This is a genomic window from Photobacterium galatheae (assembly GCF_000695255.1).
Taxonomy (GTDB): Bacteria; Pseudomonadota; Gammaproteobacteria; order Enterobacterales; family Vibrionaceae; genus Photobacterium; species Photobacterium galatheae.
Window position 1 is genome coordinate 44,463 of sequence record NZ_JMIB01000006.1, and the last position, 26,311, is coordinate 70,773.

The following is a 26,311-nucleotide window of genomic DNA, read 5'->3' on the forward strand; positions in this document are numbered from 1 at the left end:
CCCATAAAGCGCCCGGTGTGACCAGTTCCGGCACAGCCATTCGGACATAAAAAAGCCGCTCAGTTTGAGCGGCTTATCATTCTGTGTCAGCAGCGCCGACGAAAGGTAACGATCAGGCTTATGCCTGGCCTTTCACTTCTTTCAGACCGTTGAATGGTGCTTTCTCACCCAGCGCTTCTTCGATACGAATCAGCTGGTTGTACTTCGCAACACGGTCAGAACGGCTCATAGAACCGGTTTTGATTTGGCCAGCTGCAGTACCTACCGCCAGATCAGCGATGGTTGCATCTTCAGTTTCACCTGAACGGTGAGAGATAACGGCAGTGTAGCCTGCATCTTTCGCCATCTTGATCGCAGCCAGTGTTTCAGTCAGAGAACCGATCTGGTTGAATTTGATCAGGATAGAGTTCGCGATACCTTTTTCAATCCCTTCTTTCAGGATCTTCGTGTTAGTTACGAACAGGTCGTCGCCAACCAGTTGCAGTTTGTCACCCAGCAGTTCTGTCTGGTGCTTGAAGCCATCCCAGTCAGACTCGTCCAGACCGTCTTCAATCGAAACGATTGGGTACTGGTTCGCCAGATCCTGCAGGTAGAAGTTAAACTCTTCAGAAGTGAAGATTTTACCTTCGCCTTTCATGTTGTAGTTGCCCGCTTCTTTGTCATAGAACTCAGAAGCCGCACAGTCCATCGCCAGTGTCACGTCTTTACCCAGAACGTAACCTGCCAGTTCAACGGCTTCTTTGATTGCAGCCAGTGCAGCAGCGTTTGATTCCAGGTTTGGTGCGAAACCACCTTCGTCACCCACAGCGGTGTTCAGGCCTTTCGCCTTCAGAACTTTCGCCAGGTTGTGGAAAACTTCAGCACCGATACGCAGCGCTTCTTTCAGCGTTTTTGCGCCAACTGGCTGAATCATGAATTCTTGGATGTCGACGTTGTTGTCTGCGTGCTCACCACCGTTGATGATGTTCATCATTGGCAGAGGCATAGAGAACTGACCTGGCGTGCCGTTCAGTTCAGCGATGTGCTCATACAGAGGCATGCCTTTCGCAGCAGCTGCTGCTTTTGCGTTCGCCAGAGATACCGCCAGAATTGCGTTTGCACCGAACTTAGATTTGTTTTCAGTGCCGTCCAGGTCGATCATGATTTGGTCGATGTCAGCTTGTGCTTTTGCATCTTTACCAACCAGTGCCTGAGCAATAGGACCATTCACCGCTTCAACGGCTTTCAGTACACCTTTGCCAAGGAAACGAGATTTGTCTCCGTCACGCAGTTCCAGTGCTTCACGAGAACCGGTCGATGCACCAGATGGCGCCGCAGCCATACCTACGAAACCGCCTTCCAGGTGAACTTCCGCTTCAACTGTTGGGTTACCGCGTGAGTCGATGATTTCACGACCCAGAACTTTAACGATCTTAGACATTGTGTTTCCTCTTGCTTTATTTTGATTTAAAAAAGCGAAAAAAAAGCTGCTGCACTCCTGTGCAACAGCTATTTGTAACCTTAGCTGTTTTCAAGCTCGCCGCGCTGGTGCTGACCAGCCGCCTTCACGAAGCCTTCAAACAGTGGATGCCCGTCACGTGGGGTTGAGGTGAACTCAGGGTGGAACTGAGCCGCAACAAACCATGGGTGATTTGGCACTTCAATAATTTCGACCAGTTTCTTGTCTGCTGACAGGCCAGAAATCTTCAGGCCCGCTTCTTTCAGCTGAGGCAGCAGATTGTTGTTCACTTCGTAACGGTGGCGATGACGTTCATGAATGGTCGCGCTACCGTACAGTTCACGTGCCTTGCTCCCTTCTTCCAGGTGACACAGCTGAGAACCCAGACGCATGGTGCCGCCCAGATCAGAAGCTTCTGTACGCTCTTCAACGTTCCCTTCGCTGTCAACCCACTCAGTAATCAGGCCAACAACCGGATAAGGAGATTTCGCATCGAACTCAGTCGAGTGTGCGCCAGTCAGACCAGCTACGTTACGAGCGTACTCGATCAGCGCCACCTGCATGCCCAGACAGATGCCCAGGTATGGAATTTTGTTTTCACGCGCATATTGCGCTGTCATGATCTTGCCTTCAACACCACGACCACCGAAGCCGCCCGGTACCAGAATTGCGTCCAGACCTTCCAGCATTTCAACGCCTTTCGACTCCACGTCCTGTGAATCAACATACTTGATAGTCACAGACAGTCGGTTTTTCAGACCGGCATGTTTCAGGGCTTCGTTGACAGACTTGTATGCATCTGGCAGTTCAGTGTATTTACCAACCATACCGATGGTCACTTCGCTGGTTGGGTTCGCTTCTTCATAAATCACGCGTTCCCACTCGCTCAGATCGGCTTCTGGCGCAGTGATGCCAAAACGCTGACAAACCAGCTCATCCAGACCCTGAGACTTGATCAGTTGAGGGATCTTGTAGATGGAGTCGACGTCTTTCATCGAAATAACGGCTTTCTCAGGCACGTTACAGAACAGCGCAATCTTGGCACGCTCGTTGGCCGGGATCATGCGGTCAGAACGGCAGATCAGCACGTCTGGCTGAATTCCGATGGACAGCAGCTCTTTCACAGAGTGCTGAGTTGGTTTGGTTTTCACTTCACCCGCAGCTGCCAGATATGGCACCAGCGTCAGGTGAGTGAAGATAGCGCGCTCACGGCCCAGCTCAACAGCCAGCTGGCGAATCGCTTCCATGAACGGCAGAGATTCGATATCACCGACAGTACCGCCCACTTCGACAATCGCAATGTCGTGGCCTTCGGCACCGGCAATCACACGCTCTTTAATCGCGTTCGTGATATGTGGGATGACCTGAATGGTCGCACCCAGGTAGTCACCACGACGCTCTTTACGCAGTACGTCTTCATACACACGGCCAGCAGTAAAGTTGTTGCGCTTGGTCATCTTGGTACGAATGAAACGCTCGTAGTGACCGAGGTCGAGGTCGGTCTCTGCACCGTCTTCCGTAACGAATACTTCACCGTGTTGGATCGGGCTCATCGTGCCCGGGTCAACGTTGATGTAAGGGTCAAGCTTCATCATGGTCACTTTCAGACCACGGGCCTCTAAAATGGCCGCAAGTGATGCTGCAGCAATACCTTTACCGAGGGAGGATACAACACCGCCCGTCACAAAAATGTAATTCGTTGTCATGTTAAACCTGGAAGATTTGGTGTAGAGGATAAAAAGTATCTGGACGGGAAATTAGTATACCAGACACATTTTATTGCCACAACGTGAAAACTATCACAGTAAAGACGACAGGTTTTTGTCCCAAATCAAGCCCAAAAGCCTTGACGGAGAAAATACCAGCTTGTTAGTGCTTACTCCTTCGTTTTACTCAGGTTTTCTTTCTGTTTTACTTTTTCCCACGCCGCATCCAGTTCATCCAATGAACAGGCATCGACGCGTTTTCCTTGTTCTAGCACACTTTGCTCAACTTCGCGAAAGCGTCGCTCAAACTTCCGGTTAGCCCGGTGCAGAGCCATCTCAGGCTTCACTTTCAGATGGCGGCTCAGGTTCACCACCGCAAACAGCAGGTCCCCGACTTCTTCCTCAATCCTGTCCTGATCAGGGGCGATCTGATGGGCTTCAGCCATCACCTCATCAATTTCTTCCTGCACTTTTTCCACCACTGGCCCCAGTGTCGGCCAGTCAAAACCGTATCGTGCACAACGTTTCTGAATTTTATCAGCCCGATTCAATGCGGGCATGGCTTTGGGGATATTCGCCAGAATACTGTCATCCTGCCCTTTTTCCGCCCGCTCTTTAGCTTTTTCTGCTTCCCAGTTGGCATGAATCGCAGCTTCATCTTCAAAATGCTGGTCGGCAAATACATGGGGATGACGACGGATCAATTTGTTGTTGATCCCACTGACGATATCATCAAACTCAAACAGCCCCTGTTCTTTGCCCAACTGGCTGTAGAAAATGACCTGAAACAGCAAGTCCCCCAGCTCTTCCTTCACTTCTGCCCAATTTTCCTCAGCAATGGCATCAGCAACCTCGTAAGCTTCCTCAAGCGTATGTGGCACGATAGAGGCAAAATCCTGCTGAAGATCCCAAGGGCAACCACCGTTCGGATCCCGCAGTTTTGCCATGATGCGCAACAATGTATTGATGGGGGCTTTCTCACTCATGATGACCGTATCCTGTTCTGTTTATAAAGCGAAGCGGGCCTGTGCCCGCTTTTGCTCAATCGTAAATCGCGTGAATCTGCCGGATTTAGTGTAACCGTCTGGCTTCGACCACATCCTTCACCTGCTCCAGACGCTTCAGGACCCGACCCAGTGTGTCCAGGTCTGTCAGTTCAACATCAAAATCCATAATCGACATTTGTTGTCTGAAGTCGATCCGACTCTTCACGCCGGCAACTTTGACCTTCTCGTTATGTAACGTATTCGTCAGATCTTTGATCAGACCATTGCGTTCAGACGCGGTCACCCGCACGGTCAGCGCGTAACGCCCCGCAAAGCTGCCACCCCAGACCGTGTTGATGATCCGCTGTGGTGCCACATGACGCAGTTCTTCCAGCTGTTCACAGTCACTGCGGTGCACCGAGATCCCCCGGCCCTGAGTCACAAAACCTGCAATGTCATCGCCCGGGATCGGCTGACAGCAACGCGCCAGATGCGTCATCAGGTTATCGACACCTTCCACCACGACAGCATCTCGCTGCGGCTTTTTCTGACTGGCTTTGTTGCTCGCTTCCGTCAGGCGCTCCAGCAGTTGCTGATCTTCTTCTTCCGCGGTCGGCTTGTTCACCAGTGCATTGATATGATTGATGACCTGATTGATACGCAGATCGCCGCTCCCCACGCCTGCGAAAAGTTCATCAGCCGAGTTCACATTGAAACGTTTGAGGGCGTAGGCTTCGGCGTCCTTCATCGTCGCGCCGATTTTTTGCAGCTCGTGTTCCAGGATCTCCCGGCCGGCTGCAATGTTCTTGTCTCTGTCCTGTTTACGGAACCAGGCATGCACTTTGGCCCGGGCACGGCTGGAATTCACAAAGCCCAGGTTCGGGTTCAGCCAGTCACGGGACGGATTCGGTTCTTTCTGGGTGATAATTTCGACCTGATCACCCATTTGCAGGTGATAAGTGAAAGGTACGATACGTCCTTCGACCTTGGCACCGATACACCGGTGTCCCACTTCTGAGTGAATGTGGTAAGCAAAATCCAGCGGAGTCGCATTCTGCGGCAGGTCAACCACATCCCCTTTCGGCGTAAAGGCATAAACCCGATCGTCGAACACCTGACTGCGCAGCTCTTCAAGCATTTCGCCCGAATCGGACATCTCTTCCTGCCAGGCCAGCAGCTTCCGCAGCCAGTTGATTTTCTCATCATAGGCAGAATGAGCACCGGACGATGTGCCGGACTCTTTGTATTTCCAGTGCGCAGCGACGCCCAGTTCCGACTCTTCATGCATTTGCTTGGTTCGGATCTGGATTTCGATGGTTTTGCCTTCCGGACCAATCACCACGGTATGGATCGACTGATAGCCGTTCGGTTTCGGGTTCGCAACATAGTCGTCGAATTCTTTCGGCAGATGGCGGTACTTGGTATGCACCACCCCCAGCGCGGCATAGCAGTCCTGAAGCTGGTCGGCAATGATCCGCACCGCACGCACGTCAAACAGCTCGTCAAACGCCAGACTCTTCTTTTGCATCTTGCGCCAGATGCTGTAGATATGCTTTGGTCGGCCATGCACTTCAGCTCTGATGTGCGATGCTTTCATCGATTCATCTAAATCTGCTACGAAGCGTTCGATATACTGTTCACGATCAATCCGGCGTTCAGCCAGTTGCTTGGCAATCTGCTTGTAAGTATCCGGATGGTTGTAGCGGAAGGCGTAGTCTTCGATTTCCCATTTGAGCTGACCGATCCCCAGGCGGTTCGCCAGCGGCGCGTAGATATTGGCACATTCCCGTGCAGCAGCACGACGAACTGCATCCGGCTCGTCTTTCACTTCGCGCAAATGACAGATCCGCTCAGCCAGCTTGATAACGACACAACGGAAGTCATCCACCATCGACAGCAACATCCGACGGATATTATCGACCTGTGCCGATTGTGCCGCGCCTTCTTTGATGGCATTCAGCTGGCTGATGGCCGCCATCTGTTTGACCCCTTTCACCATGTACAGGATCGACTGGCCGTATTCTTCCTTCACCTCATCGCTCTTGTAGAGCCCGGCTTCGACCAGCGGGAACAGCAAAGCGGCAATCAGGGTGTCGGCATCCATGCTGAGCATTACCAGGATTTCGACCATCTCCCGGCCACGCCACAGCATCTGGCTGGCAACGGCCTGATTGTCCAGGTGCGCTTCGCAGCGCTGATAAGTTTGGATCAGACGGTTCGAGGTTGTGGTGTCCTGCAACAGGCTTTCCGCCCAGGGCACCAACTCAAATTGAACGTTTTCCTTTAAATGCGCACCGCGAACTGCGACCATGATTCTGTCCTGTATTTCGTAGTTACGGATGGATGCCTGCCACCTTTCAAATCAGTGCCTGAGCTCAGGCACGGGTAAACAGGGCCATCGATTCCAAATGTCCGGTATGGGGAAACATATCCAGCATCCCCAGGCGTTGCAACTGATAGCCTTGCTGCAACAGCACCTGACTGTCCCGCGCCAGCGTGGCCGGATTGCAGGACACATATAAAATATGGCTCGGTGACAAGGCTGCCACCTGTGTCATCACACCTGCCGCTCCGGCACGAGCCGGGTCCAGCAGCACTTTATCAAAACCTTCATGCGCCCAGCTGAACGACGCAATCCCATCTTCCAGATTGCCCTGATAAAAAGCAGTATTTTTCAACCCATTCAACGCAGCATTTTCACTGGCACGCTGCACCATGGCATCCACGCCTTCAACACCCACCACTTCCCGGGCTCTTTTGGCCAGCGGCAAGCTGAAGTTTCCTAGCCCACAGAACAAATCCAGCACCCGATCTTCCGGCTGCACATCCAGCCAGGACATCGCCTGCGCAATCATCTGTTCGTTCACCGAGCGGTTGACCTGAATAAAGTCCTTCGGTGAAAACGCCAGTTTGAGATCTTCAACTTCGTAATAGGGTGCATCACCGGTCAGCTGGTTCACTTCGTCGGGGGCCGGTGAAAGGAATAGCATAACACGTTGATTGTCAGCAAATTGCTGAATTTGCGTCATATCTGGGTCAGAAAATGGCTTCAGATGCCGAATCAAAACCACAGGACCGTTGTCTGCTTCGACCAGTTCAACATGTCCAAGGTTCCGCCGCCCCTGCAGCGTGTTCAGCAATGCCCGAAGCGGCGGCAGCAAATCATTCAGCGATGCCGCCAGTACCGGACAATGCGCGATGTCGACGATGTCTTTGCTCTGTTCCTTGCGAAAGCCCAGACACAGCGCCTGACCTGGTTCGACCCGTAAACTGAAACGCGCGCTGCGGCGATACTGCCATTCCTGCCCGGTCACCGCGTTATCCTGCATCAAGGGCGTCGTTTTTTCCGGCCCGTCAGCGAGAGCAAATTTTGCAATCAGCTCTCCCAATGACTGACGCTTCGCATCCACCTGAGCAGAATGAGAGAGGTGTTGCAAGTTACAGCCACCACACTGGTCATACACCGGACACTGCGGTGTAATGCGTTCAGGACTGTTGGTCAGGCGTTTGATCACTTTGGCTCTGGCATACTGCTTTTTGTTTTCCGTGAGCTGAATCAACGCGCGTTCGTCGGGCAGCAAACCCGGAATAAAAACCGGTTTGCGGTCAAGGTGGGCAATCCCCGCGCCCAGATGGTCCAGGCGGGTCACTGTAACTTCTTTGTGCTTGGTGTCGCTGACAGTACGTTTCGTCGGCTTAAAAAAGCGTGCCATAATGTTGTAACTCACGGTGTTTTGTCGCCTTTTCAGGGCGATGCCGCAGAGACTTCAATTGTCGCTACGGTAAAGATTCATTAAGCTAAGGGCTGGAACATGCTTGCGTGGCCAGCATAGGTCACAATTCTCCCACAGAATCGAATTCTTGTAACCATGACCAAATACGGACTTCGCGCCCGGGTTTTCACCCTGACATTAGCACCAACCCTGATCATTGGCCTGCTATTGAGCGCCTTTTTTACCCTGAGCCGCTACCGGGATCTGGAACATCAGCTGGTAGCGACCGGAACCAGCATCATTGAGCCGCTGGCAATCTCGACCGAATACGGGATGGCTGATCACAATCGTGAAGCGGTCCGACGCATCATCAGCTACGCACACCGCAAGCATTCCGACATTGTACGCAGTATCGCCGTCTTCGACAGCAATAATGAGCTTTTTGTCACTTCAAACTTCCACCGGAATTTTGAAACCCTGATGTTCCCGGATGACAAACCGATCCCTTTTCTGCCAGATATTGTCGTCAATGACACCACCATGATCATGCGGGCGCCGATCCTGACAGAATCACAGCAGAGCAACCTCTCAGCACCGGGGTTTCAGGCCAAGGCGCTGGGCTACATTTCGATTGAAATGGACATGAGTCCGCTGCGCCTGCAACAGTACCAGGAAGTGTTCACTGCCCTGATGGTACTGCTACTGGGCCTGATCCTGTCCGGCCTCTTTGCCTACCGCCTGATGCGGGATGTCACCCGGCCGATTTCGCACATGATCAGTGTCGTCGACCGCATTCGACGCGGGCATCTGGACGTTCGGATTGAAGGGGAGCTGATGGGTGAACTGGATAACCTGAAGAACGGGATCAACGCCATGGCGATTTCCCTGTCGGATTACCACATTGAGATGCAGCAAAGCATCGATCAGGCCACTTCCGATCTGCGTGAAACCCTTGAACAATTGGAAATTCAGAACGTCGAGCTGGATATTGCCAAGAAGCGAGCGCAGGAAGCTGCCCGTGTGAAATCGGAATTCCTGGCCAACATGTCTCACGAACTGCGTACGCCGCTCAATGGCGTGATTGGCTTTACCCGTCAGATGCTGAAAACCCGGCTCAGTGCCAGCCAGCATGATTACCTGCTGACCATTGAAAAATCGGCCAACAACCTGCTGACCATCATCAACGACATCCTCGACTTCTCGAAACTGGAAGCCGGAAAACTGCTGCTGGAAAACATTCCATTCGACTTTACCGATTCTCTCGATGAAGTCATGCGGCTGCTGGCACCCAGCGCACACGAAAAAGGGCTGGAACTGACGCTGCGTGTTGACCCGCGTATTCCAACCGGCCTGATTGGTGACCCGCTCCGCATCCAGCAAGTACTGACGAACCTGATTGGAAATGCCGTCAAATTTACCGAACGCGGTAACATTGATATTGCCGTCGAGCTGAAAGCTGACCGCGATGAAAACCTTGAACTTCAGTTCATGGTGCGGGATACCGGGATCGGGATATCAGAGCGTCAGCAAGCCCAGCTGTTCCAGGCATTCAGCCAGGCCGATGCCAGCATCTCACGCCGGTATGGCGGAACCGGGCTGGGACTGGTCATTACCCAAAAACTGGTCACCCAGATGGGCGGGGAAATCAGCCTGACCAGTCGGCTGCACCAGGGTTCCACCTTCTGGTTTACCTTGCGCCTGAATAAAACCGACCTGCCGGTTTCCCAGCCAATTGATACCAGCGACCTCCAGGGCCGCCACCTGCTGCTGATTGAATCCAACCTGCAGGCAGCCAATGTTCTGCAGCAACGTCTGCTTCAGGCCGGGCTGGAAGTCACTTACCGCGCTGACATGCCCGAAGATGATGTTGAACACCACGATTTTGCCCTACTCTGTCTGTCACCGGGTGAACAACCGCCGCTGGCAAACATTCTGGATATGGTATTCAAAGCCGAGCAACTGGCCGATAAGGTGCTGGTCTGTCTGCCAACAACCGAACTGGCCCTGTCGGAGCGCCTGCTGACCGCCGGTGTAACGGCCTGTCTGGGCAAGCCACTGGCACAACGTAAACTCTTCGATGCGCTGATCGGCCAGACTGATCTGCTGGAAGAGCCTGAACCTTTACCGCTGGCCTCCCCGACAGATGCCCTGTTGCCGCTGACCGTGATGGCCGTTGATGATAACCCGGCGAACCTCAAACTGATCGCCGCTCTGCTCAGTGAGCGGGTCGAAACCGTCATCACCGCAACCGGTGGCCGCAAAGCGGTGGAATATGCGCATCAGAAGGCTTTTGACCTCATTTTCATGGACATCCAGATGCCAGAAATGGACGGGGTCAGCGCCTGTCAGGCCATCCACGAAACCGATCTCAACCACAATACGCCGGTCATTGCCGTCACGGCCCATGCCATGGCAGGGGAACGTGAACGCCTGCTGCGGGCTGGGATGGACGACTATCTGACCAAGCCGATTGAAGAACAGATTCTTCAGCAAATGCTGGCGAAATGGATCCCTCAGCCTCAGATCAATGGATCGGCCACACTGTCTCACCCGGCCGCCCCTGCGGCGGCTACGGTGAATCAAAATGTCAGCTGGGACTGGGATCTGGCCCTGAAACAAGCGGCCGGAAAAGAAGATCTGGCCAGAGACATGTTACAAATGCTGCTCGATTTCATGCCTGAGGTTGAAATGCTGGTGAACGAAGTGCTGGACGGCAAGGATATTGAGCTGTGGCCCTCAATTCACAAACTTCACGGCAGTTGCGCCTACAGCGGCGTTCCGAGACTGAAGAATCTCTGCTATACGCTGGAAACTCAGCTGAAAGCCGGTGCCGCAGTGACCGATCTGGAACCGGAACTGTTTGAGCTAATTGATGAGATGAACAATGTCGTCAAAGCGTCACAGGCATACCGGCAATAAATGCTGCGCTGGATATGCAAAGGCCAGACACTGACTGTCTGGCCTTTTTATTGATCGCTTTTTGATTTGTAACGAAATACAAAGAAGTCAGTCCGTTTCCAAAATCACCGTGGCAACGGCATAGTGTTTTTCATCGGCAATGGTCAGGTGGACATGGCGAACGGCCATCTGCGCAGCCAATTCAGCCGCTTTCCCACTCAGCGTCAGCTCAGGTTTCCCACGGGCATTATTTGTGACCGTAAAATCCTGAAAAGAGACACCACCGGCAATACCGGTACCCAGTGCCTTTGCCGCCGCTTCTTTGGCGGCAAAGCGCTTAGCCAGATAACGGCCCGCCTGTTTGTGCTGGCTGAAAATCGTCAACTCCTGCGGTGTCAGTACCCGGCACGCAAAGGCTTCTCCAACACGCTCAAGCACTTGCTCAACGCGGGCAATTTCCGCAATATCTGTGCCCAGACCGACAATGGCCATTACCAGCGCGCTTCCAGCATAACGGCTTTCATGTCTGCAACCGCTTTGTGCAAACCGTCAAACAGCGCGCGGCCCACAATTGAGTGGCCGATATTCAGCTCATAAATTTCCGGCAGCGCAGCAATTGGCTTCACGTTATGGTATGTCAGGCCGTGTCCGGCATTGACCTTGATCCCCTGATCGCTGGCATAACTGGCCGCCGCTGCAATTTTCTTCAACTCAGCCTGTTGCTCGGTATCCGATGTTGCATCCGCATAGTGGCCGGTGTGCAGCTCAATGTAAGGCGCACCACAGGCAACAGCAGCATCAATCTGCGCACGGTCAGCATCAATGAACAGGGATACCAGAATCCCCGCAGCAGAGAGTTTCTCGGTGGCCGCTTTCACTTTGTCCAGCTGTCCAACGACATCCAGGCCGCCTTCAGTGGTCAGTTCTTCGCGTTTCTCTGGAACCAGACACACAAACTCAGGTTTGGTCTCCAGAGCAATCTGTACCATTTCATCCGTCACTGCCATTTCCAGATTCATCCGGGTCTGAATCGTTTCACGCAGAATGCGGACATCACGATCGGTAATGTGACGGCGGTCTTCACGTAAGTGAATGGTAATACCATCAGCGCCAGCGCGTTCAGCCACTTCAGCAGCGTGGACGGGATCCGGATAACGGGTGCCACGAGCATTACGTAAAGTGGCGACGTGGTCGATATTGACGCCGAGCAGTATATTCTTCATGAAGCGGTACTCCTTCCTCTAGGGATAAACAATTCCCTGCTTTTTAATGGTTTGCTGCCAAGATACGGTTTCAGGGCCATGCGTGTAAAGCGCTTTGCTGCCCTGAGCTGATCCGGTGTTTCAAAATGACGGGCGGCAATGGCTTTCAGCTGCCGCCCGGTAAACGTCAGCTGCCCGGCGACGACAGAAGCAATAAAGCCCCTTTGTTCCCGGTAGTTATAGGTCATCACATCATCCACAGGCAGACCACTCCCCGCACAATGCAAAAAATCCACGCCGTATCCCAGATGATCCAGCAGCGCCAGTTCAAACCGCCGCAGTGCTGGTTCCGGATTCTCAGCCTGAGCCAGCTCACGCAAGACATTGAGATAATCAAGAAACAACGCAGGATAAGGTGTCTGTGCTTCCAGCACCCGAGCGAGAATTTCATTCACATACAGGGCGGAATAAAGAATGTAGCTGCGCATGGGCAGCCCGATGCTGATCGGTTCGGCATGCGTCAGAACGGGCATACTGCCACGGCCTGACCATTTCAGAAATAGCGGGGTAAATGGCTGAAGCGCTCCTTTGAGATTGGAGCGCTTACGGCGTGCGCCTTTCGCCAGCAGACTGAGCCGACCGGATTCTTCACTGAAGACGTCCAGGATCAGACTCGTCTCGCTGTAAGGACGAGCGTGCAGGACAAAACAGCGCTGCAACCCTTCCATTGCAGCCCTTAGAGATCGTCGATATATCCGAGGCTGCGCAGCGCGCGCTCGTCATCCGCCCAACCGGATTTCACTTTCACCCAGAGTTCCAGGTAAACCTTACGCTCAAACAGATCTTCCATATCCAGACGGGCTTCACGACCAATGGTTTTGATCTTCTCGCCACCTTTACCAATCACCATCTTCTTCTGGCCCTTACGTTCCACAAGGATCAAGCCATTGATATCAAAGCCATCCGTTTCCGGATTATAGTCAAACCGCTCAATCTCTACCGTCACAGAATAAGGCAGCTCTTCACCGGTAAAGCGCATCAGCTTTTCACGGATAATTTCAGAGGCCATAAAACGCTGAGAACGGTCTGTCACGTATTCTTCCGGGAAGTAATACTCGCCTTCAGGCAGGCTCTCACGAACGATCTGCTCGACGACGTCAACGCCTCCGCCGTGTTTGGCTGAAACCGGCACAATTGCTTTGAAGTCCATCTTTTCCGACAATTCCTGAATATGCGGGAAAAGGTCATACTTCATTTTGACGTTATCGATTTTATTCACCAGCAGCACCACAGGCAGACCTGTTTTCGCCAGCTTATTCAGTACCATCTCGTCATCTGGTGTCCATTGCGTCCCATCGACCAGAAACAAGACCAGCTCGACATCGGTCAGAGAACTGCTTGCAGCACGGTTCATCAGACGGTTGATGGTCCGTTTTTCCTCAATATGGAGTCCCGGTGTATCAACATAAACCGCTTGGTAACCGTCACGGGTATCAACCCCCATGATCCGGTGGCGCGTGGTTTGTGGCTTACGCGAGGTAATGGACAACTTCTGCCCGACCAGGCGGTTCAGCAGCGTGGATTTGCCGACATTCGGACGGCCTACAATGGCAATAAAGCCACAATGAGTTTTGTCTGTCATGATTCTAACTGCTTCAATGCCAGTTCTGCCGCAGCCTGCTCAGCCTTGCGCCGACTACCGCCCTTTCCAATGACAGGCTTATCCAGGCCTGTCACCTCGCACTGCACAGTGAATTCCTGATTATGTGCTTCACCCTGCACCTTAGTTACAGTATACGCAGGCAGCGGCAAACGACGCCCCTGCAAACACTCCTGTAAACGGGTTTTCGGGTCTTTCTGATTAATCCCAGGCTGAATGGTTTCGAGACGGCTCTGATACCAGCTCAGCACGATACGGCGAACATGCTCAATATCGCTGTCGAGATAAATGGCACCGATGATGGCTTCCACACAGTCAGCCAGAATCGAATCACGGCGGTAGCCGCCACTTTTCAGTTCGCCCGGTCCCAGTAACAGGTAATCACCCAGCTCAAACTCCCGACCCAGCTCTGCCAGGGTTTTGCCACGCACCAAAGTCGCACGCATCCGGCTCATATCCCCTTCATCCACTTTCGGGAAACGGTGATAGAGATCGTCAGCAATCACAAAACTCAAAATAGAATCGCCCAGAAATTCCAGACGTTCGTTGTGTGTTCCGTTGGCGCTGCGGTGCGTCAGCGCCAGGGTCAGCAATTCGCTGTTATTAAATTCGTGTCCCAGCTTTCGCTGGAGTCTTTCTACAGGAGATGTCATTTTTTCCGATCAGTTTATGCCACCGATGCGACTGAATCGCACACCGGTAGGAATCCAAGATGGAAGTACGCTGTTGGCACTTCGTTCAAATTCAAAGCTGATCCAGATCCCGACCGCCTTGCCCACCAAGTTCGCTTCTGGCACGAAGCCCCAGTAACGGCTGTCAGCGCTGTTATCACGGTTATCACCCATCACAAAATATTGACCTTCCGGGACAACCCACTCCGCCATGTCAGACGAGGAATGATATTGGTATTTCAGCGTCTGATTCGGCTCCAGCGGATGAACAAGAATGTTATGCTGCACGGCACCCAACTGTTCCGTAAACTGAACCAGTCGCGTTCTGCCCTGAACAAAATCACTATCTTGCATATGGGTCATCAGGATTGGCTTACACGCTGTGCCGCCCTGAGGCACGATACAAATCTGCTTGTTATAACTGTACCGCACGGTATCACCAGGCATACCCACAACGCGCTTAATGTAATCCACACTCGGTTGTGGTGGATACTTGAAGACCACAATATCACCACGCTCCGGTTCACCGGTTTCAACCATTTTGTGGCGGAACACAGGATCGCGCAGGCCATAAGCAAACTTTTCAACCAGAATGAAATCACCCACCAGCAGGGTTGGCATCATCGATCCGGATGGGATCTGGAACGGCTCATAAATAAAAGAGCGAAAAACCATGATAATCGCAATCACAGGGAACATAGAGCTGGTTGATTCAACCCAACTCGGCTGTGGCGCAACCGCCTCCAGTGTTTTGGCGTCGACCTGACCACCCGCACTTGCGGCTGCAGCATCAATTTTAAGCTGACGCTTCGGTGCCCAGATAAACCGGTCCAGTGCCCAGATGATCCCGGTAAACAGGGTCGCCAGCACGAGGATTAACGAAAACAGATTTGCCATTGCTGTTCCTATGTCCCTATGATGATTTTTTCATGTTTTTCTGGCCATTCCGCCGCAAAATTGCGGCGGAAGGCGAACTCGATTTATTTGTCTTTGCCGACATGCAAAATGGCAAGGAAGGCTTCCTGTGGCAGTTCGACGTTGCCGATCTGCTTCATTCGTTTCTTACCTTCTTTCTGCTTCTGCAGCAGCTTTTTCTTACGGCTCACGTCACCGCCGTAACACTTGGCAATCACGTTCTTCCGCAACTGTTTCACAGTCGAGCGGGCAATGATGTGGTTACCAATAGCCGCCTGAATGGCGATATCAAACATCTGGCGAGGAATGAACTCCTTCATCTTCTCAACCAGATCACGGCCACGAGACTGCGCATGGTCTTTATGGGTAATAATAGCCAAGGCATCCACGCGATCGCCATTCAGCAAGATATCTACGCGAACCATGTCCGATTCTTCGTAACGCTGGAAGTTATAGTCCAGCGACGCATAGCCGCGAGACGTCGACTTCAGACGGTCGAAGAAATCCAGAACCACTTCAGACATCGGAATATCGTAAGTCAGGGCCACCTGATTGCCGTGGTAAACCATGTCAACCTGTGTACCGCGTTTTTCCACGCACAGGGTGATCACGTTCCCCAGATATTCGCTTGGCACCAAAATGTTACAACGGGCAATTGGCTCACCAATCACTTCAACTTCATTGATTGGTGGCAGTTTCGCCGGGCTGTCAACATAGAGTGATTCACCGTTACTCTTCTTCACTTCATACACCACGGTTGGTGCAGTTGTGATCAGATCCAGATCGTACTCACGCTCCAGACGTTCCTGAATGATTTCCATATGCAACATGCCAAGGAAACCACAGCGGAAACCAAAGCCCAGTGCGGCTGAATTTTCCGGCTCGTAAAACAGCGATGCATCGTTCAGGCTCAGTTTGCCCAACGCATCACGGAAGTTTTCATATTCATCAGACGAAACAGGGAACAAACCCGCATAAACCTGAGGCTTCACTTTCTGAAAGCCCGGCAGTGCTTTTTCACAGCCGTTTTTCGCCAGCGTCAGGGTATCGCCCACAGGTGCACCAAGGATGTCTTTAATCCCGCAAACCACCCAGCCCACTTCACCGGTTCTCAGGATGTCTGTGTCGACCTGTTTCGGGGTAAAGATTCCGATACGATCAATATTCCAGCTTTGGCCGGTGCTCATGACCTTAATCTTGTCGTTTTTCTTCAGGGAACCGTTTTTAATGCGGACCAGGGAAACAACGCCTAGATAGTTATCAAACCAGGAGTCGATGATCAGTGCCTGTGGCGGCGCATCCGGGTCACCTTCAGGAGCAGGGATCGAACGCACGATATTTTCCAGCACATCGTCAACACCCAGACCGGTTTTGGCTGAGCAGCGGGTGGCTTCCATCGCATCGATACCGACGATTTCTTCAATTTCTTCTGCAACACGCTCTGGATCAGCCGCAGGCAGATCGATTTTATTCAGGATCGGCACAACTTCCAGATCCATCTCAATCGCTGTATAGCAGTTGGCCAGTGTCTGGGCTTCAACCCCCTGACCGGCATCGACCACCAGCAGCGCACCTTCACAGGCCGCCAGCGAACGGGACACTTCATATGAAAAGTCCACGTGTCCCGGGGTGTCGATAAAGTTTAATTGATAGGTTTCGCCATCTTTTGCCGTGTAATTGAGCGTCACGCTCTGGGCCTTGATGGTGATACCACGCTCACGTTCCAGATCCATTGAATCAAGCACTTGCGCAGCCATTTCACGATCGGAAAGGCCACCGCAGACTTGAATCAGGCGGTCAGATAACGTCGACTTACCATGGTCGATATGTGCAATAATCGAAAAGTTACGAATGTGCTTCATGAATTGGCGTGACTAACTCGTGATTAAAAAATGAATGGGATCTTAAGATCAAGTTGGCAGATTCTACCGAATTTCAACGGCTGCTGCTATCTTTCGATAACGCATTTGTTGACAGGCTATCCGCAACGGGCTGACCAAGAACCCGGATCAGGCTCGGCTGATAGTCGCCCTGCTCAGACAGGCCGGATGCCCGGCGACGAGCCAGCAACAGGCCCAGAGCGCCTCCCGCCAGTGCACCAGCGATGACACCGCCTTCACCACCACCGGCCAGTTCGACAAACCACCACTGCCCCAGCAGCGTTCCCAGCAACATACAGACCAGCGGCAGCACATACACCAAGAGCGCCGACTGCAGCACACTGCGCTCAGACAGACCGATTTCAACCAATTGCCCGACTTCAATCGGTTCATGAACATGTTTTGTCGATAACGTCAGCTGATGCTGCCGCCCTGGCAGCACCTTGCTGATCACGCCAGTGCCGCAGCTATTCTGCGAAGCACAGGAACCACAACTGGTTTGTTGCTGACAACTCACCGTAATCTGGTTCCTTTCAACGGCAACAACAGTCGCCAGAGAATGCATCATGGCTTTCCGACTCCATCAAAGGTCACCGACTCAGCAACGCGCCGGGCAGTCGCGGGCGGAATATCCCCGACCACAGTCACCTCTCTATCTTTTAACAGCTGGCTGTGCAGGGTACGACGCCCCTGACGGACCAGTTGTTCCCGCACACTGAAACCATCTGCTGCGGAGACATAAATCGAGAAACTGAACAACCCATCGGTGTACATCTGACTCTCCACCGGTCGCTCTGTCAGCATTAACCGATGCCGGTTATGGGCAATACTTTCAAAGCCCTGCGGCAACCAAGTGACCTGCCAGGATAACTGAACCTGAGGCTGAGGCGGTAACTGAACAACTTCCGGTAACTTCACCGATTTCAGGTTTTCCAGCACTTCAGCCACTTTATCATTAACGATATAAGAGACCGCACGATACTGCTCCAGTGGCTCACCATCCCGATCCAGCAGGTCTGCCCGCAAAACCAGATGCGTGTGGGTATCCACCCACAACAGATAGGAATAGCGGGCCCCGTCTTTCGGCGCAATACGCACCACATCACAGGCTGTTCCGGCCTCACGCGAGCGCCCCATCGGGATAAAATCATAATATCGCGACAGCTCAACCACATTACTCCGCATCATTGGCGGTAACGGGGCCACCATCCGGTTACTATCGATCGTAAACGGTTCCAGTCCAGGCTCGAAATAACTGACTTCCTGCCCTCGCTGAATCACCTCTCGCGGCGGGCCACTGAGATAAACCAGATGCGCATAAGTCTGCCCATCTTCTATCGCATGGCGGTAGCGTAATGGCTCAATGCTGTTTTTCTTGATGAGGATGTAAGACACCTCATAATTCAATTGCCGGCTGGCCTTATCCATTTGATGCAACAAAGCCTCTGCAGAAGTTGATGTCTCTTCTTCCGCAGAGGCTTGCCAAGGCATTACCAGGCTGACCAGTGCCACTACACCGACCAGAATATTCTTCATATCACCGCCACGAATCAGTGTGATTCCAACAGAGTTCTATCCAGGCTGCCGTCTTCCGCATTCAGGCGTAACTGCAACTCATAATCCTGCAACATCGCATTAATACGGCGGCGTTGCTCCATCAGTTGCGCTTCGCTTGGCGATTCAGCGTGTGAACGCACAGAATCACGCGTCAGGCTCACAGGTTCAGCAGTTCCGGCAAAAGGAATGGTCTGAAGCACAGGCACATCACGCTTTGCATCACTCGCAAATGTTGCCTCTTCACCACCGTTATACTGTTGTACGCCGATAATCACTGCCAATGAAACACTGGCTGCCACCGCAACCTGACCAAATTGAGTCAACCAGGCCGGCATTGAACGCCGTGCCTGCTGAGGGCGGGGCTGCTCGGTCTGTGGCATGCTGACCACATTATCGTTTTGGCCGTTATCATTATTGCCTGACAGGCTGTGCGCTGGTTCGTCTTCCAGTGCCATCGCCACCTGACCAGCAATATCCCATCGTGGTTGCCCCGGCGCTTCACCATGCAAAACATCACTCATCAAATGATAAGCCTGCCAGCTTTGCTTTGCGGCGTCATCGACCAGCAGTTGATTAATCACACTCTGATCAACATCTTCGCCATCAAGCAAAGCCGAGATTTTTTCTTTATCAGCCATCTTTGTCACCGTTTGGCCCAAATATTAGCGCTGCATCAGGGGAGTGATCCGTTTTTCGACCGCCTCCCGCGCCCGGAAAATACGAGAACGTACCGTACCAACCGGACAGCCCATGACTTCAGCAATTTCTTCGTAACTCAATCCCTCAAGTTCACGAAGCGTAATTGCAGTCTTCAAATCATCCGGGAGGCTTTCTATGGTACTGAATACCACCCGCTTCAATTCATCTGACAACATTTGGTTCTCAGGGTTCGAAATTTCTTTCAGGGCACCGCCATTTTCATAATATTCGGCCTCCTCCGCATCCACATCGGTGGCCGGCGGCCGTCGCCCCTGAGCAACTAAATGGTTTTTTGCTGTATTGACAGCAATACGATACAGCCAGGTATAAAATGCGCTTTCCCCACGAAAAGACGGCAGCGCCCGGTAAGCCTTAATAAAAGCTTCCTGCGCCACATCCGGCACATCACCGGCGTTGCCGACATAACGGGCAATCAGGTTACAAACCTTATTCTGGTATTTCACAACCAGCAAATTAAAGGCTTGTTTGTCCCCTCGTTGTACTCGCTCTATCAGTACCTGGTCAGTTAACGGCTCGCTCATTCGAGCGTGTACTCCTCTGTCTGTGACAAGGTCATCCTGTTCTGAATGGCATAAAGATGGCTTCAAATAAATCACCCTCACTTCAGAACCGTTTATATTCTATGGACATAGAAGCCTAAAGAACTAGAGACCCCAAAAAAAGCGCAAAGTTCCATGCACACCATACTGACTCAGCCGTTTGCGCGCAACTGCCTAAATTTTGACAGTTGAACCATGCGGCAGTGAATGGCAAAAATGCAAACTCAGTGCTCGCACCATCAAAAAAGTCCCACCAAAACGGTTTTTTGATAATATAGCGAGCTTACCACAGGGATATGAGATCAATATGAAAGAGAACCGAGAACACAGTTGCGACGTCCTGGTCATCGGTAGTGGCGCTGCAGGCCTGTCTCTGGCACTGCGTCTTGCTCCGATGTGTCAAGTGCTTGTCCTGAGTAAAGGCCCACGGAGTGAAGGTTCGACCTACTATGCCCAAGGCGGTATCGCCGCGGTCTTTGATGAAACGGACAGTGTGGACTCTCATGTTGAAGATACTCAGATTGCCGGTGCCCATTTATGCGATGAAGACGTGGTTCGTTTTATTGCGGAAAATGCCCGCGACTGCGTGCAATGGCTGATTGATGCCGGGGTACCGTTTGATCAGGAAGATAACAGTACGGATGCTCAACCACGTTACCATCTGACCCGCGAAGGCGGACACAGCCACCGCAGAATCCTACATGCAGCCGATGCCACCGGCATGGCCATGCAGATGTCACTGCAGGACAACGTCCATAATCACCCGAACATTCAGGTGCTGGAACGCCATAACGCGCTGGATTTAATCACCAGTCACAAGCTGGGTCAGACTGAACAGCCAAACCGCGTTCTCGGAGCCTACATCTGGAACCGCCAGCGCGAATCCGTCGAGACCGTACGTGCAAAATTTGTCGTGCTGGCCACTGGCGGTGCCTCCAAAGTGTACCAGTACACCTCCAATCCAGACGTTTCTTCCGGCGACGGAATCGCCATGGCCTGGCGGGCCGGATGCCGGGTCGCAAACCTGGAATTCAACCAGTTTCACCCAACCTGTCTGTTCCACCCAGAGGCCCGCAACTTCCTGTTAACCGAGGCACTGCGCGGTGAAGGCGCTTACTTACGTCGTCCGGACGGTTCTCGTTTTATGCCTGATTTTGACGAGCGTGCCGAACTGGCTCCCCGGGATGTGGTCGCTCGTGCCATCGACTATGAGATGAAGCGGCTAGGTGTAGACTGTATGTACCTGGATATCAGTCACAAACCGGCAGATTTCGTCACCAAACACTTTCCGACCATTTATGAGAAACTGCTGACCTACGGCATCGACATCACGACAGATCCGATCCCGGTTGTGCCAGCAGCCCACTACACCTGTGGCGGTGTGATGGTGAACAAACAAGGCCAGACAGATCTGACCGGTTTGTATGCGATTGGTGAAGTCAGCTACACCGGCCTGCATGGCGCAAACCGGATGGCCTCGAACTCACTGCTGGAATGTGTCGTCTATGCCTGGTCGGCCGCAAACCATATCAGCGAGCACATGAGTGACGTCAAACTCCCGGCATCACTGCCGCTGTGGGATGAAAGTAAAGTCACCAACTCCGATGAAGAAGTTGTCATTCAGCACAACTGGCATGAGTTACGCCTCTTTATGTGGGACTACGTTGGCATCGTTCGGACCACCAAACGTCTGGAACGTGCCATGCGTCGTATTCAGTTGCTGAAGCAGGAAATCGACGAGTACTACAGCAACTTCCGGGTTTCAAATAACCTGCTGGAACTACGGAATCTGGTGCAGGTCGCAGAGCTGATAGTTCATTGTGCACTGGCGCGGAAAGAAAGCCGGGGCCTGCACTACACACTGGATTACCCAGAGATGCTGGAAACCCTGTCGCCGACCATTCTGGATCCGCATCAAACAAAATAACCTGTTTCGTCCTGACATCGATTGACACATATTCAGGACGGGTCAGCCATAAAAAAACGGGAGCCTTCGTGGCTCCCGTTTCCGTTTACAACATCCGTCAGACTTAAACTTTAAACACTTTAATGGCCGCAGCCAGTGTACCGGCCTGTTGCGAGACCGACTGTGCCGCCTGCACATTTTCCTGCACAATGGTGACATTGCTGTTTGTCACATCCCGGATAGAAACCACACGCTCACCAATATCCTCAGACACATAGCTTTGCTGCTCGACAGCGGCGGCAATCTGAGTGCTGCTTTCCAGGATTTGCTGCATATCCGCGATAATCGTATTAATTTTTGCTTCCGCGCTGTCAGCCTGAGCAACGCTCTGCTCGCCCAGCGAACGACAATGCTCAATATGGCCAACCACCTGTTCGGTCTGCTGTTGCAGTGAACTGATGATCGAGGTGATTTCCTGTGTCGATTGCTGTGTACGCATCGCCAGTGAGCGTACTTCATCGGCAACCACTGCAAACCCCCGCCCCTGTTCACCGGCACGGGCCGCTTCAATTGCTGCATTCAGAGCCAGCAGGTTGGTTTGCTCAGCGATATTTTTAATCACATCGACCACAGAACCGATACTCTCCGACAACCCAGAAAGGCTTGAAACTTCCTCGCTGCTTTGTGCCAGACCGGATGAAAGCTGGTAAATACGCGAACGCGTTTCCACAACTTCAGCCAGACCCTGTGATGCCTCATCATGACTGCGAGCCGTATGCGAAGCAGCCTGCTGAGTACTGCTCGCCACTTCACAAATCGAGGCACGCATTTCCGTACTGGCCGTGGCCACAGAATCACTGTCTGCCAACTGAGCGGCCAGAGCATGTTCCGCATCCTGGCTCCGCCCTTGTAGCTGGGAAGAAGCTGCACCAAGCTCAGACACGGCTGACTGTACCTCACTCACTAGCTGACGCAGGCTGTTCAGCAGATAGTTAAAATGTGTCCCCATTTCCGCCAGCTCATCATGACCAGAGGTGTCGGCATGCAAAGTCAGGTCATGACGGGTAGCAATCCGGTTCATCAGACCGCTCAGCCGTTCAACCGGACGCAGAATGGAAACACTGATTCGCCAGGACAGCACGATCACTGTGGCAATAATCGCGATGACCACCAGCCAGGTAAATCGGGAGATCGTGGCATTCACAGCAACCGCTTCTTTATCCAGCTTCTGCTGCATCTGAGAAAACTCAGCTTCAACCTGATGAGACTGCGCACGAATCTGACCTCTCAGACCCTCTTTATGACTGAGGCCAATGACTGTTTTCTGAGCGACAAACTGATCGAACGACTGTTGAAAGTCGCGATATACCGAACCCATACCGGCCGTTAACTGATCTTGATAGGCTTCCTGATAGCGCTGATATTCCGCAAGCAGAGCTTTATCATCTGTGGTCGCAAAAAGCTTGGCCGTCAGCACAATCTGATACGCTTCCAGCGACAGCGTACCGTCCGACGCCAGCGTAATTAAATGATCACCTTTCTCATAAAGGTCCTGATACATTCCTTCAGACAGTTTCAGTCCCAGTGACTGATAACCGGCCACCAGATCTTGCATGCCATGATGGTAGCTTGCCATCTGCTCAGGCAACGTATTAACCTGCGGCAGCGAAATCGACAGAAAAACCAAGTCATTTTTCAGGGATTCAAGCTGACGCGAAAATTTCTCAATATTCCCATTGAATGTCTGAAGATATTTCACGTCCATACGCGCCAGAAAATCTTTTTCATTGCGCCTGAGGTTCAGCAAAGTTACTTCCAGCTTATCAATTTGCCCTTTTGCGGTTTCAATCTTTGCGAATTGCTGATTACTGTAACTATTGATACCGATCAGTAAAAAAATCGCGGCAACCGTTAACCCTGCCAACCCCAGTAACTTATGTCTGATTTTCATGACATTGTATTCCCTCAAAAGATATCTTTGCGAAATTCCATCTGCGTGAATTCCAAGGTTGATATTATAAATTTCTAATAATGTAATTACACAATAAGAACGTCAGACACGTACGCTATCCTGAGGAATTTGCGCAACAGATGCGCAGGACTTATGTCAAAACTTGAAATGCATTCCAAGTTTTCACCTGCCAAACCTCACAGCCAAAGTCTATGACTAGGCCAATCGGCAGAACAGGCTCAGTCGGCGGAAGTCGGAATCTGTACAGGCATCCCGACAGATCACCAGGCGACGGACTTGTTGAGCGTCTTCCAATTCCATCACCAGCAAGTAAGGTGTGAACAAAAGGACATGAGATAATCGCCACTTTCGGTTTTGCCAAGCCAGTTGCTGATCCGAAAAGAGAACGAGGCGACCTTTGAGTTGCGCAGTCTGGTTACCGACTTTCACATATTCTGGCCAGAGCCAGAGAAACATCAGCCATACCCAGGGCAGTGGCAACACATCAACCACGACCAAAGTGATCAGCAAGCCTGCCGCCATCAGGTAAGCCCCGGTTAAGGCGACAAGCAAAGCATCAGAAGGAAAGATATTCAGATTAGCGAAGCTTACTCTTGTTGTGGGCAACAATTTTGTCCACCATTGCTGCATGGACTGGGTTACTGCTGTTCCCGTGTTCCATCAGCCAATTAAACAAATCAGGATCATCACAAGTCAGCAGAGACACAAAATCCTGGCATTCCTGAGGGCTCAGATCATCAAAGCACTCTTCAAAGAACGGCAAGAGGATCACATCCAGCTCCAGCATGCCCCGGCGGCAGGCCCACCTAATTCGTGCTTTATCGTTGGCACCTATCATTTCCAACCTCAACTCCTGTTGGTGTATATACTGCGGCAATACTACCAGCCTGACCGGCCGCCGCCTATCAGCACAAGCAGGCGGCACAGTAAAATGAGAGCTGGTCGAAATAATCCCTGACCTCTCAGGGCAAGTATTGAAGACTGCTGGCTGACAAAATCCAGCCAGAGCGATAACATAGCGCTATTCGGTGCCTTTCTGAGGGTAACCCGTCCCCTCATTCAACAATGGATACGATGATGAGTACCTGGTCTGAAACTTTGCAATTCGACAAAATCCCGCTGACCGCGAATACCCCAATGCCTTCCCTTGCCCTGATCGATCTCAGCAGCTGGGGACTGGTGACGCTGGTTGGCCCAGACAGCATTTCATACCTGCAGGGACAAGTGACCTGTGACGTCGTCTCGCTGGCACCCAATCAGTCAACGCTGGGTGCCCATTGTGATGCCAAAGGGAAAATGCGGACAATTTTTCGTCTGTTCCACCATCAGGATGGACTCGGCTGGTTTCAGCGTCAGAGCGTGATGGACACTCAATTACCGGAATTGAAAAAGTACGCCATTTTCTCGAAAACCACCATCGAGGCCAGTCAGGACATTCTGCTGGGACTGGCAGGTGAGCAGGCAAGCGCGATGATCGATCAGCTTGCTGGCGGAGAAGGCGATGTACGCCCGCTGCCAAACGGTACTGCCGTCAAGATAGATGATCAGCGCTGGCTGCTGGCCGTCGATACTGAAACGGCGAACGCGATTGCAGCTAAAGTTGCCGGCTCCGCAATTCTGTCTGATGATTCACTGTGGGATCTCTATGATATCCGCTTGGGTATTCCCCGAATCGAATCCGGAACTGAGCTTGAATTCATCCCTCAGTCACTGAATCTACAGGCGCTGGACGCGATCAGTTTCAAAAAAGGCTGTTATACCGGTCAGGAAACCGTTGCTCGTGCCAAATGGCGTGGTATCAATAAACGCGCGATGTATTTGCTCACCGGACCCGCAACCCATTGTCCAAAAACTGGTGACGTGCTGGAACGCAGTGTCGGTGAGAACTGGCGCAAAGGCGGCACCGTGATTGCCGGCTATGCGTTCAGCGATGGTGAAGCCATTGCGCTGGTGGTTCTGCCGAATGATCTGGAGGAAGGAACCACTTTCCGTCTGGCGGCCGAGCCTGAAGGCCAGTGGTTGCAACAGCCGCTGCCCTACTCCCTGGATGAAGAGGCGTAATGTTCGATACGCCGGTCACTCGCTACCTGCAGCAGGAAGGCATTGACTTCCTGCTGCTGACTCACAGCAAACCCGCCCGTACCATCGAAGAGGCTGCGGAAGCGCGCGGGGTCGAGCCTGAAAAAATGGTTAAATCGATTTTGCTGCGGGATATGGGTGGTTTTCATGTCCTGGCCTGCGTGCCAGGCACCAGACAGGTCGATCCCAAAAAAGTCCGGGCCCTGTTTGCATGCCGCCGTATGACCTGCGCAGATGCCAGAGACGTCGAAAGCGTCACAGGTCTGGTCATCGGCACCGTCGCCCCTATCGGGCTCAAACAAAGATTGCCCGTGGTATTCGACCATTCTCTGGTTCATTACCAGCGCGTCAATATCAGCAGCGGCGATCGCATGGCCGGTATTGAACTCGCAATGCAGGATTTAGTCCAGTTGTGTGCCCCAATGTACGGTGACATTTGCCGGTAACCGTCAACAACGTTAGCGGCTCA

23 protein-coding genes are annotated in these 26,311 nt (G+C 52.3%); 4 read left to right on the forward strand and 19 right to left on the reverse strand.

Going from position 1 to position 26,311, the window contains the following annotated elements:
* Positions 1-118: 118 nt before the first annotated feature.
* The 5 genes from eno to rlmD form a co-directional block, all read right to left on the reverse strand.
* On the reverse strand, positions 119-1,420 hold the full coding sequence (eno, locus tag EA58_RS04145) for a phosphopyruvate hydratase (protein ID WP_036749323.1): 1,302 nt from the start codon (positions 1,418-1,420) through the stop codon (positions 119-121).
* Between the two features lie 80 nt (positions 1,421-1,500).
* The gene (locus EA58_RS04150) at positions 1,501-3,144 is read right to left on the reverse strand and encodes a CTP synthase (protein WP_036749326.1); all 1,644 of its coding nucleotides are present in this window, start codon (positions 3,142-3,144) and stop codon (positions 1,501-1,503) included.
* Between the two features lie 170 nt (positions 3,145-3,314).
* Positions 3,315-4,130: a nucleoside triphosphate pyrophosphohydrolase gene (gene mazG, locus EA58_RS04155; protein ID WP_036749328.1), complete on the reverse strand. Its 816-nt coding sequence runs from the start codon at positions 4,128-4,130 to the stop codon at positions 3,315-3,317.
* An 85-nt stretch (positions 4,131-4,215) separates the two neighbouring features.
* The gene (relA, locus tag EA58_RS04160; protein WP_036749331.1) at positions 4,216-6,441 is read right to left on the reverse strand and encodes a GTP diphosphokinase; all 2,226 of its coding nucleotides are present in this window, start codon (positions 6,439-6,441) and stop codon (positions 4,216-4,218) included.
* A 64-nt stretch (positions 6,442-6,505) separates the two neighbouring features.
* Positions 6,506-7,843, reverse strand: coding sequence for a 23S rRNA (uracil(1939)-C(5))-methyltransferase RlmD (gene rlmD, locus EA58_RS04165; protein WP_036749334.1), 1,338 nt, complete (start codon positions 7,841-7,843; stop codon positions 6,506-6,508).
* A gap of 156 nt (positions 7,844-7,999) precedes the next feature.
* On the opposite strand from rlmD, the gene barA reads away from it, so the two are divergent.
* Positions 8,000-10,762 (forward strand): two-component sensor histidine kinase BarA, encoded by a 2,763-nt coding sequence (barA, locus tag EA58_RS04170; RefSeq protein WP_036749336.1) that lies wholly within the window; start codon positions 8,000-8,002, stop codon positions 10,760-10,762.
* A gap of 87 nt (positions 10,763-10,849) precedes the next feature.
* Here barA and acpS read toward each other — a convergent pair whose 3' ends face one another.
* From acpS to rpoE, 11 genes are all read right to left on the reverse strand, one after another.
* Positions 10,850-11,233 carry a holo-ACP synthase gene (gene acpS / locus EA58_RS04175; protein WP_036749338.1) on the reverse strand — a complete coding sequence of 128 codons (384 nt, stop codon included), beginning with the start codon at positions 11,231-11,233 and terminating at the stop codon, positions 10,850-10,852.
* Positions 11,233-11,964, reverse strand: a complete 732-nt coding sequence (pdxJ, locus tag EA58_RS04180; RefSeq protein ID WP_036749341.1) for a pyridoxine 5'-phosphate synthase — start codon at positions 11,962-11,964, stop codon at positions 11,233-11,235. Before pdxJ ends, acpS begins: the two co-directional genes overlap by 1 nt.
* Complete coding sequence (gene recO / locus EA58_RS04185; RefSeq protein ID WP_036749344.1) at positions 11,961-12,671, reverse strand: DNA repair protein RecO; 711 nt, start codon at positions 12,669-12,671, stop codon at positions 11,961-11,963. The genes pdxJ and recO overlap by 4 nt, the downstream gene beginning before the upstream one ends.
* An 8-nt stretch (positions 12,672-12,679) precedes the next feature.
* Positions 12,680-13,585, reverse strand: a complete 906-nt coding sequence (gene era / locus EA58_RS04190) for a GTPase Era (RefSeq protein WP_036749347.1) — start codon at positions 13,583-13,585, stop codon at positions 12,680-12,682.
* Positions 13,582-14,256: a ribonuclease III gene (gene rnc, locus EA58_RS04195; protein WP_036749350.1), complete on the reverse strand. Its 675-nt coding sequence runs from the start codon at positions 14,254-14,256 to the stop codon at positions 13,582-13,584. The genes era and rnc overlap by 4 nt, the downstream gene beginning before the upstream one ends.
* A 9-nt stretch (positions 14,257-14,265) precedes the next feature.
* On the reverse strand, positions 14,266-15,171 hold the full coding sequence (gene lepB, locus EA58_RS04200) for a signal peptidase I (protein WP_036749353.1): 906 nt from the start codon (positions 15,169-15,171) through the stop codon (positions 14,266-14,268).
* Positions 15,172-15,254: 83 nt separating this feature from the next.
* Positions 15,255-17,051 carry a translation elongation factor 4 gene (gene lepA / locus EA58_RS04205; protein WP_036749356.1) on the reverse strand — a complete coding sequence of 599 codons (1,797 nt, stop codon included), beginning with the start codon at positions 17,049-17,051 and terminating at the stop codon, positions 15,255-15,257.
* Positions 17,052-17,124: 73 nt separating this feature from the next.
* Positions 17,125-17,637 (reverse strand): SoxR reducing system RseC family protein, encoded by a 513-nt coding sequence (locus EA58_RS04210; protein WP_036749359.1) that lies wholly within the window; start codon positions 17,635-17,637, stop codon positions 17,125-17,127.
* Positions 17,634-18,605, reverse strand: a complete 972-nt coding sequence (rseB, locus tag EA58_RS04215; RefSeq protein WP_036749362.1) for a sigma-E factor regulatory protein RseB — start codon at positions 18,603-18,605, stop codon at positions 17,634-17,636. Before rseB ends, EA58_RS04210 begins: the two co-directional genes overlap by 4 nt.
* A 14-nt stretch (positions 18,606-18,619) precedes the next feature.
* A complete protein-coding gene (locus tag EA58_RS04220) occupies positions 18,620-19,264 on the reverse strand; it encodes an RseA family anti-sigma factor (RefSeq protein WP_036749365.1) in 645 nt (214 codons plus the stop codon).
* A gap of 24 nt (positions 19,265-19,288) precedes the next feature.
* Entirely contained in the window at positions 19,289-19,867 is a 579-nt protein-coding gene (gene rpoE / locus EA58_RS04225; protein ID WP_036749367.1) for an RNA polymerase sigma factor RpoE, read from the reverse strand.
* A gap of 325 nt (positions 19,868-20,192) precedes the next feature.
* On the opposite strand from rpoE, the gene nadB reads away from it, so the two are divergent.
* Positions 20,193-21,812, forward strand: a complete 1,620-nt coding sequence (nadB, locus tag EA58_RS04230) for an L-aspartate oxidase (RefSeq protein ID WP_036749368.1) — start codon at positions 20,193-20,195, stop codon at positions 21,810-21,812.
* A gap of 103 nt (positions 21,813-21,915) precedes the next feature.
* On the opposite strand, the gene EA58_RS04235 is transcribed toward nadB, so the two are convergent.
* The 3 genes from EA58_RS04235 to EA58_RS04245 form a co-directional block, all read right to left on the reverse strand.
* Positions 21,916-23,742 (reverse strand): methyl-accepting chemotaxis protein, encoded by a 1,827-nt coding sequence (locus EA58_RS04235; protein WP_036749370.1) that lies wholly within the window; start codon positions 23,740-23,742, stop codon positions 21,916-21,918.
* A 216-nt stretch (positions 23,743-23,958) separates the two neighbouring features.
* A complete protein-coding gene (locus tag EA58_RS04240; protein ID WP_161781015.1) occupies positions 23,959-24,372 on the reverse strand; it encodes a protein YgfX in 414 nt (137 codons plus the stop codon).
* Complete coding sequence (locus EA58_RS04245) at positions 24,341-24,601, reverse strand: FAD assembly factor SdhE (RefSeq protein ID WP_036749374.1); 261 nt, start codon at positions 24,599-24,601, stop codon at positions 24,341-24,343. Before EA58_RS04245 ends, EA58_RS04240 begins: the two co-directional genes overlap by 32 nt.
* Positions 24,602-24,840: 239 nt before the next feature.
* Here EA58_RS04245 and ygfZ point away from each other — a divergent pair, with 239 nt between their 5' ends.
* Both ygfZ and EA58_RS04255 read left to right on the forward strand, forming a co-directional pair.
* Entirely contained in the window at positions 24,841-25,824 is a 984-nt protein-coding gene (ygfZ, locus tag EA58_RS04250) for a tRNA-modifying protein YgfZ (RefSeq protein ID WP_036749376.1), read from the forward strand.
* Positions 25,824-26,288 (forward strand): aminoacyl-tRNA deacylase, encoded by a 465-nt coding sequence (locus EA58_RS04255; RefSeq protein ID WP_036749378.1) that lies wholly within the window; start codon positions 25,824-25,826, stop codon positions 26,286-26,288. Before ygfZ ends, EA58_RS04255 begins: the two co-directional genes overlap by 1 nt.
* Positions 26,289-26,311 lie beyond the last annotated feature (23 nt).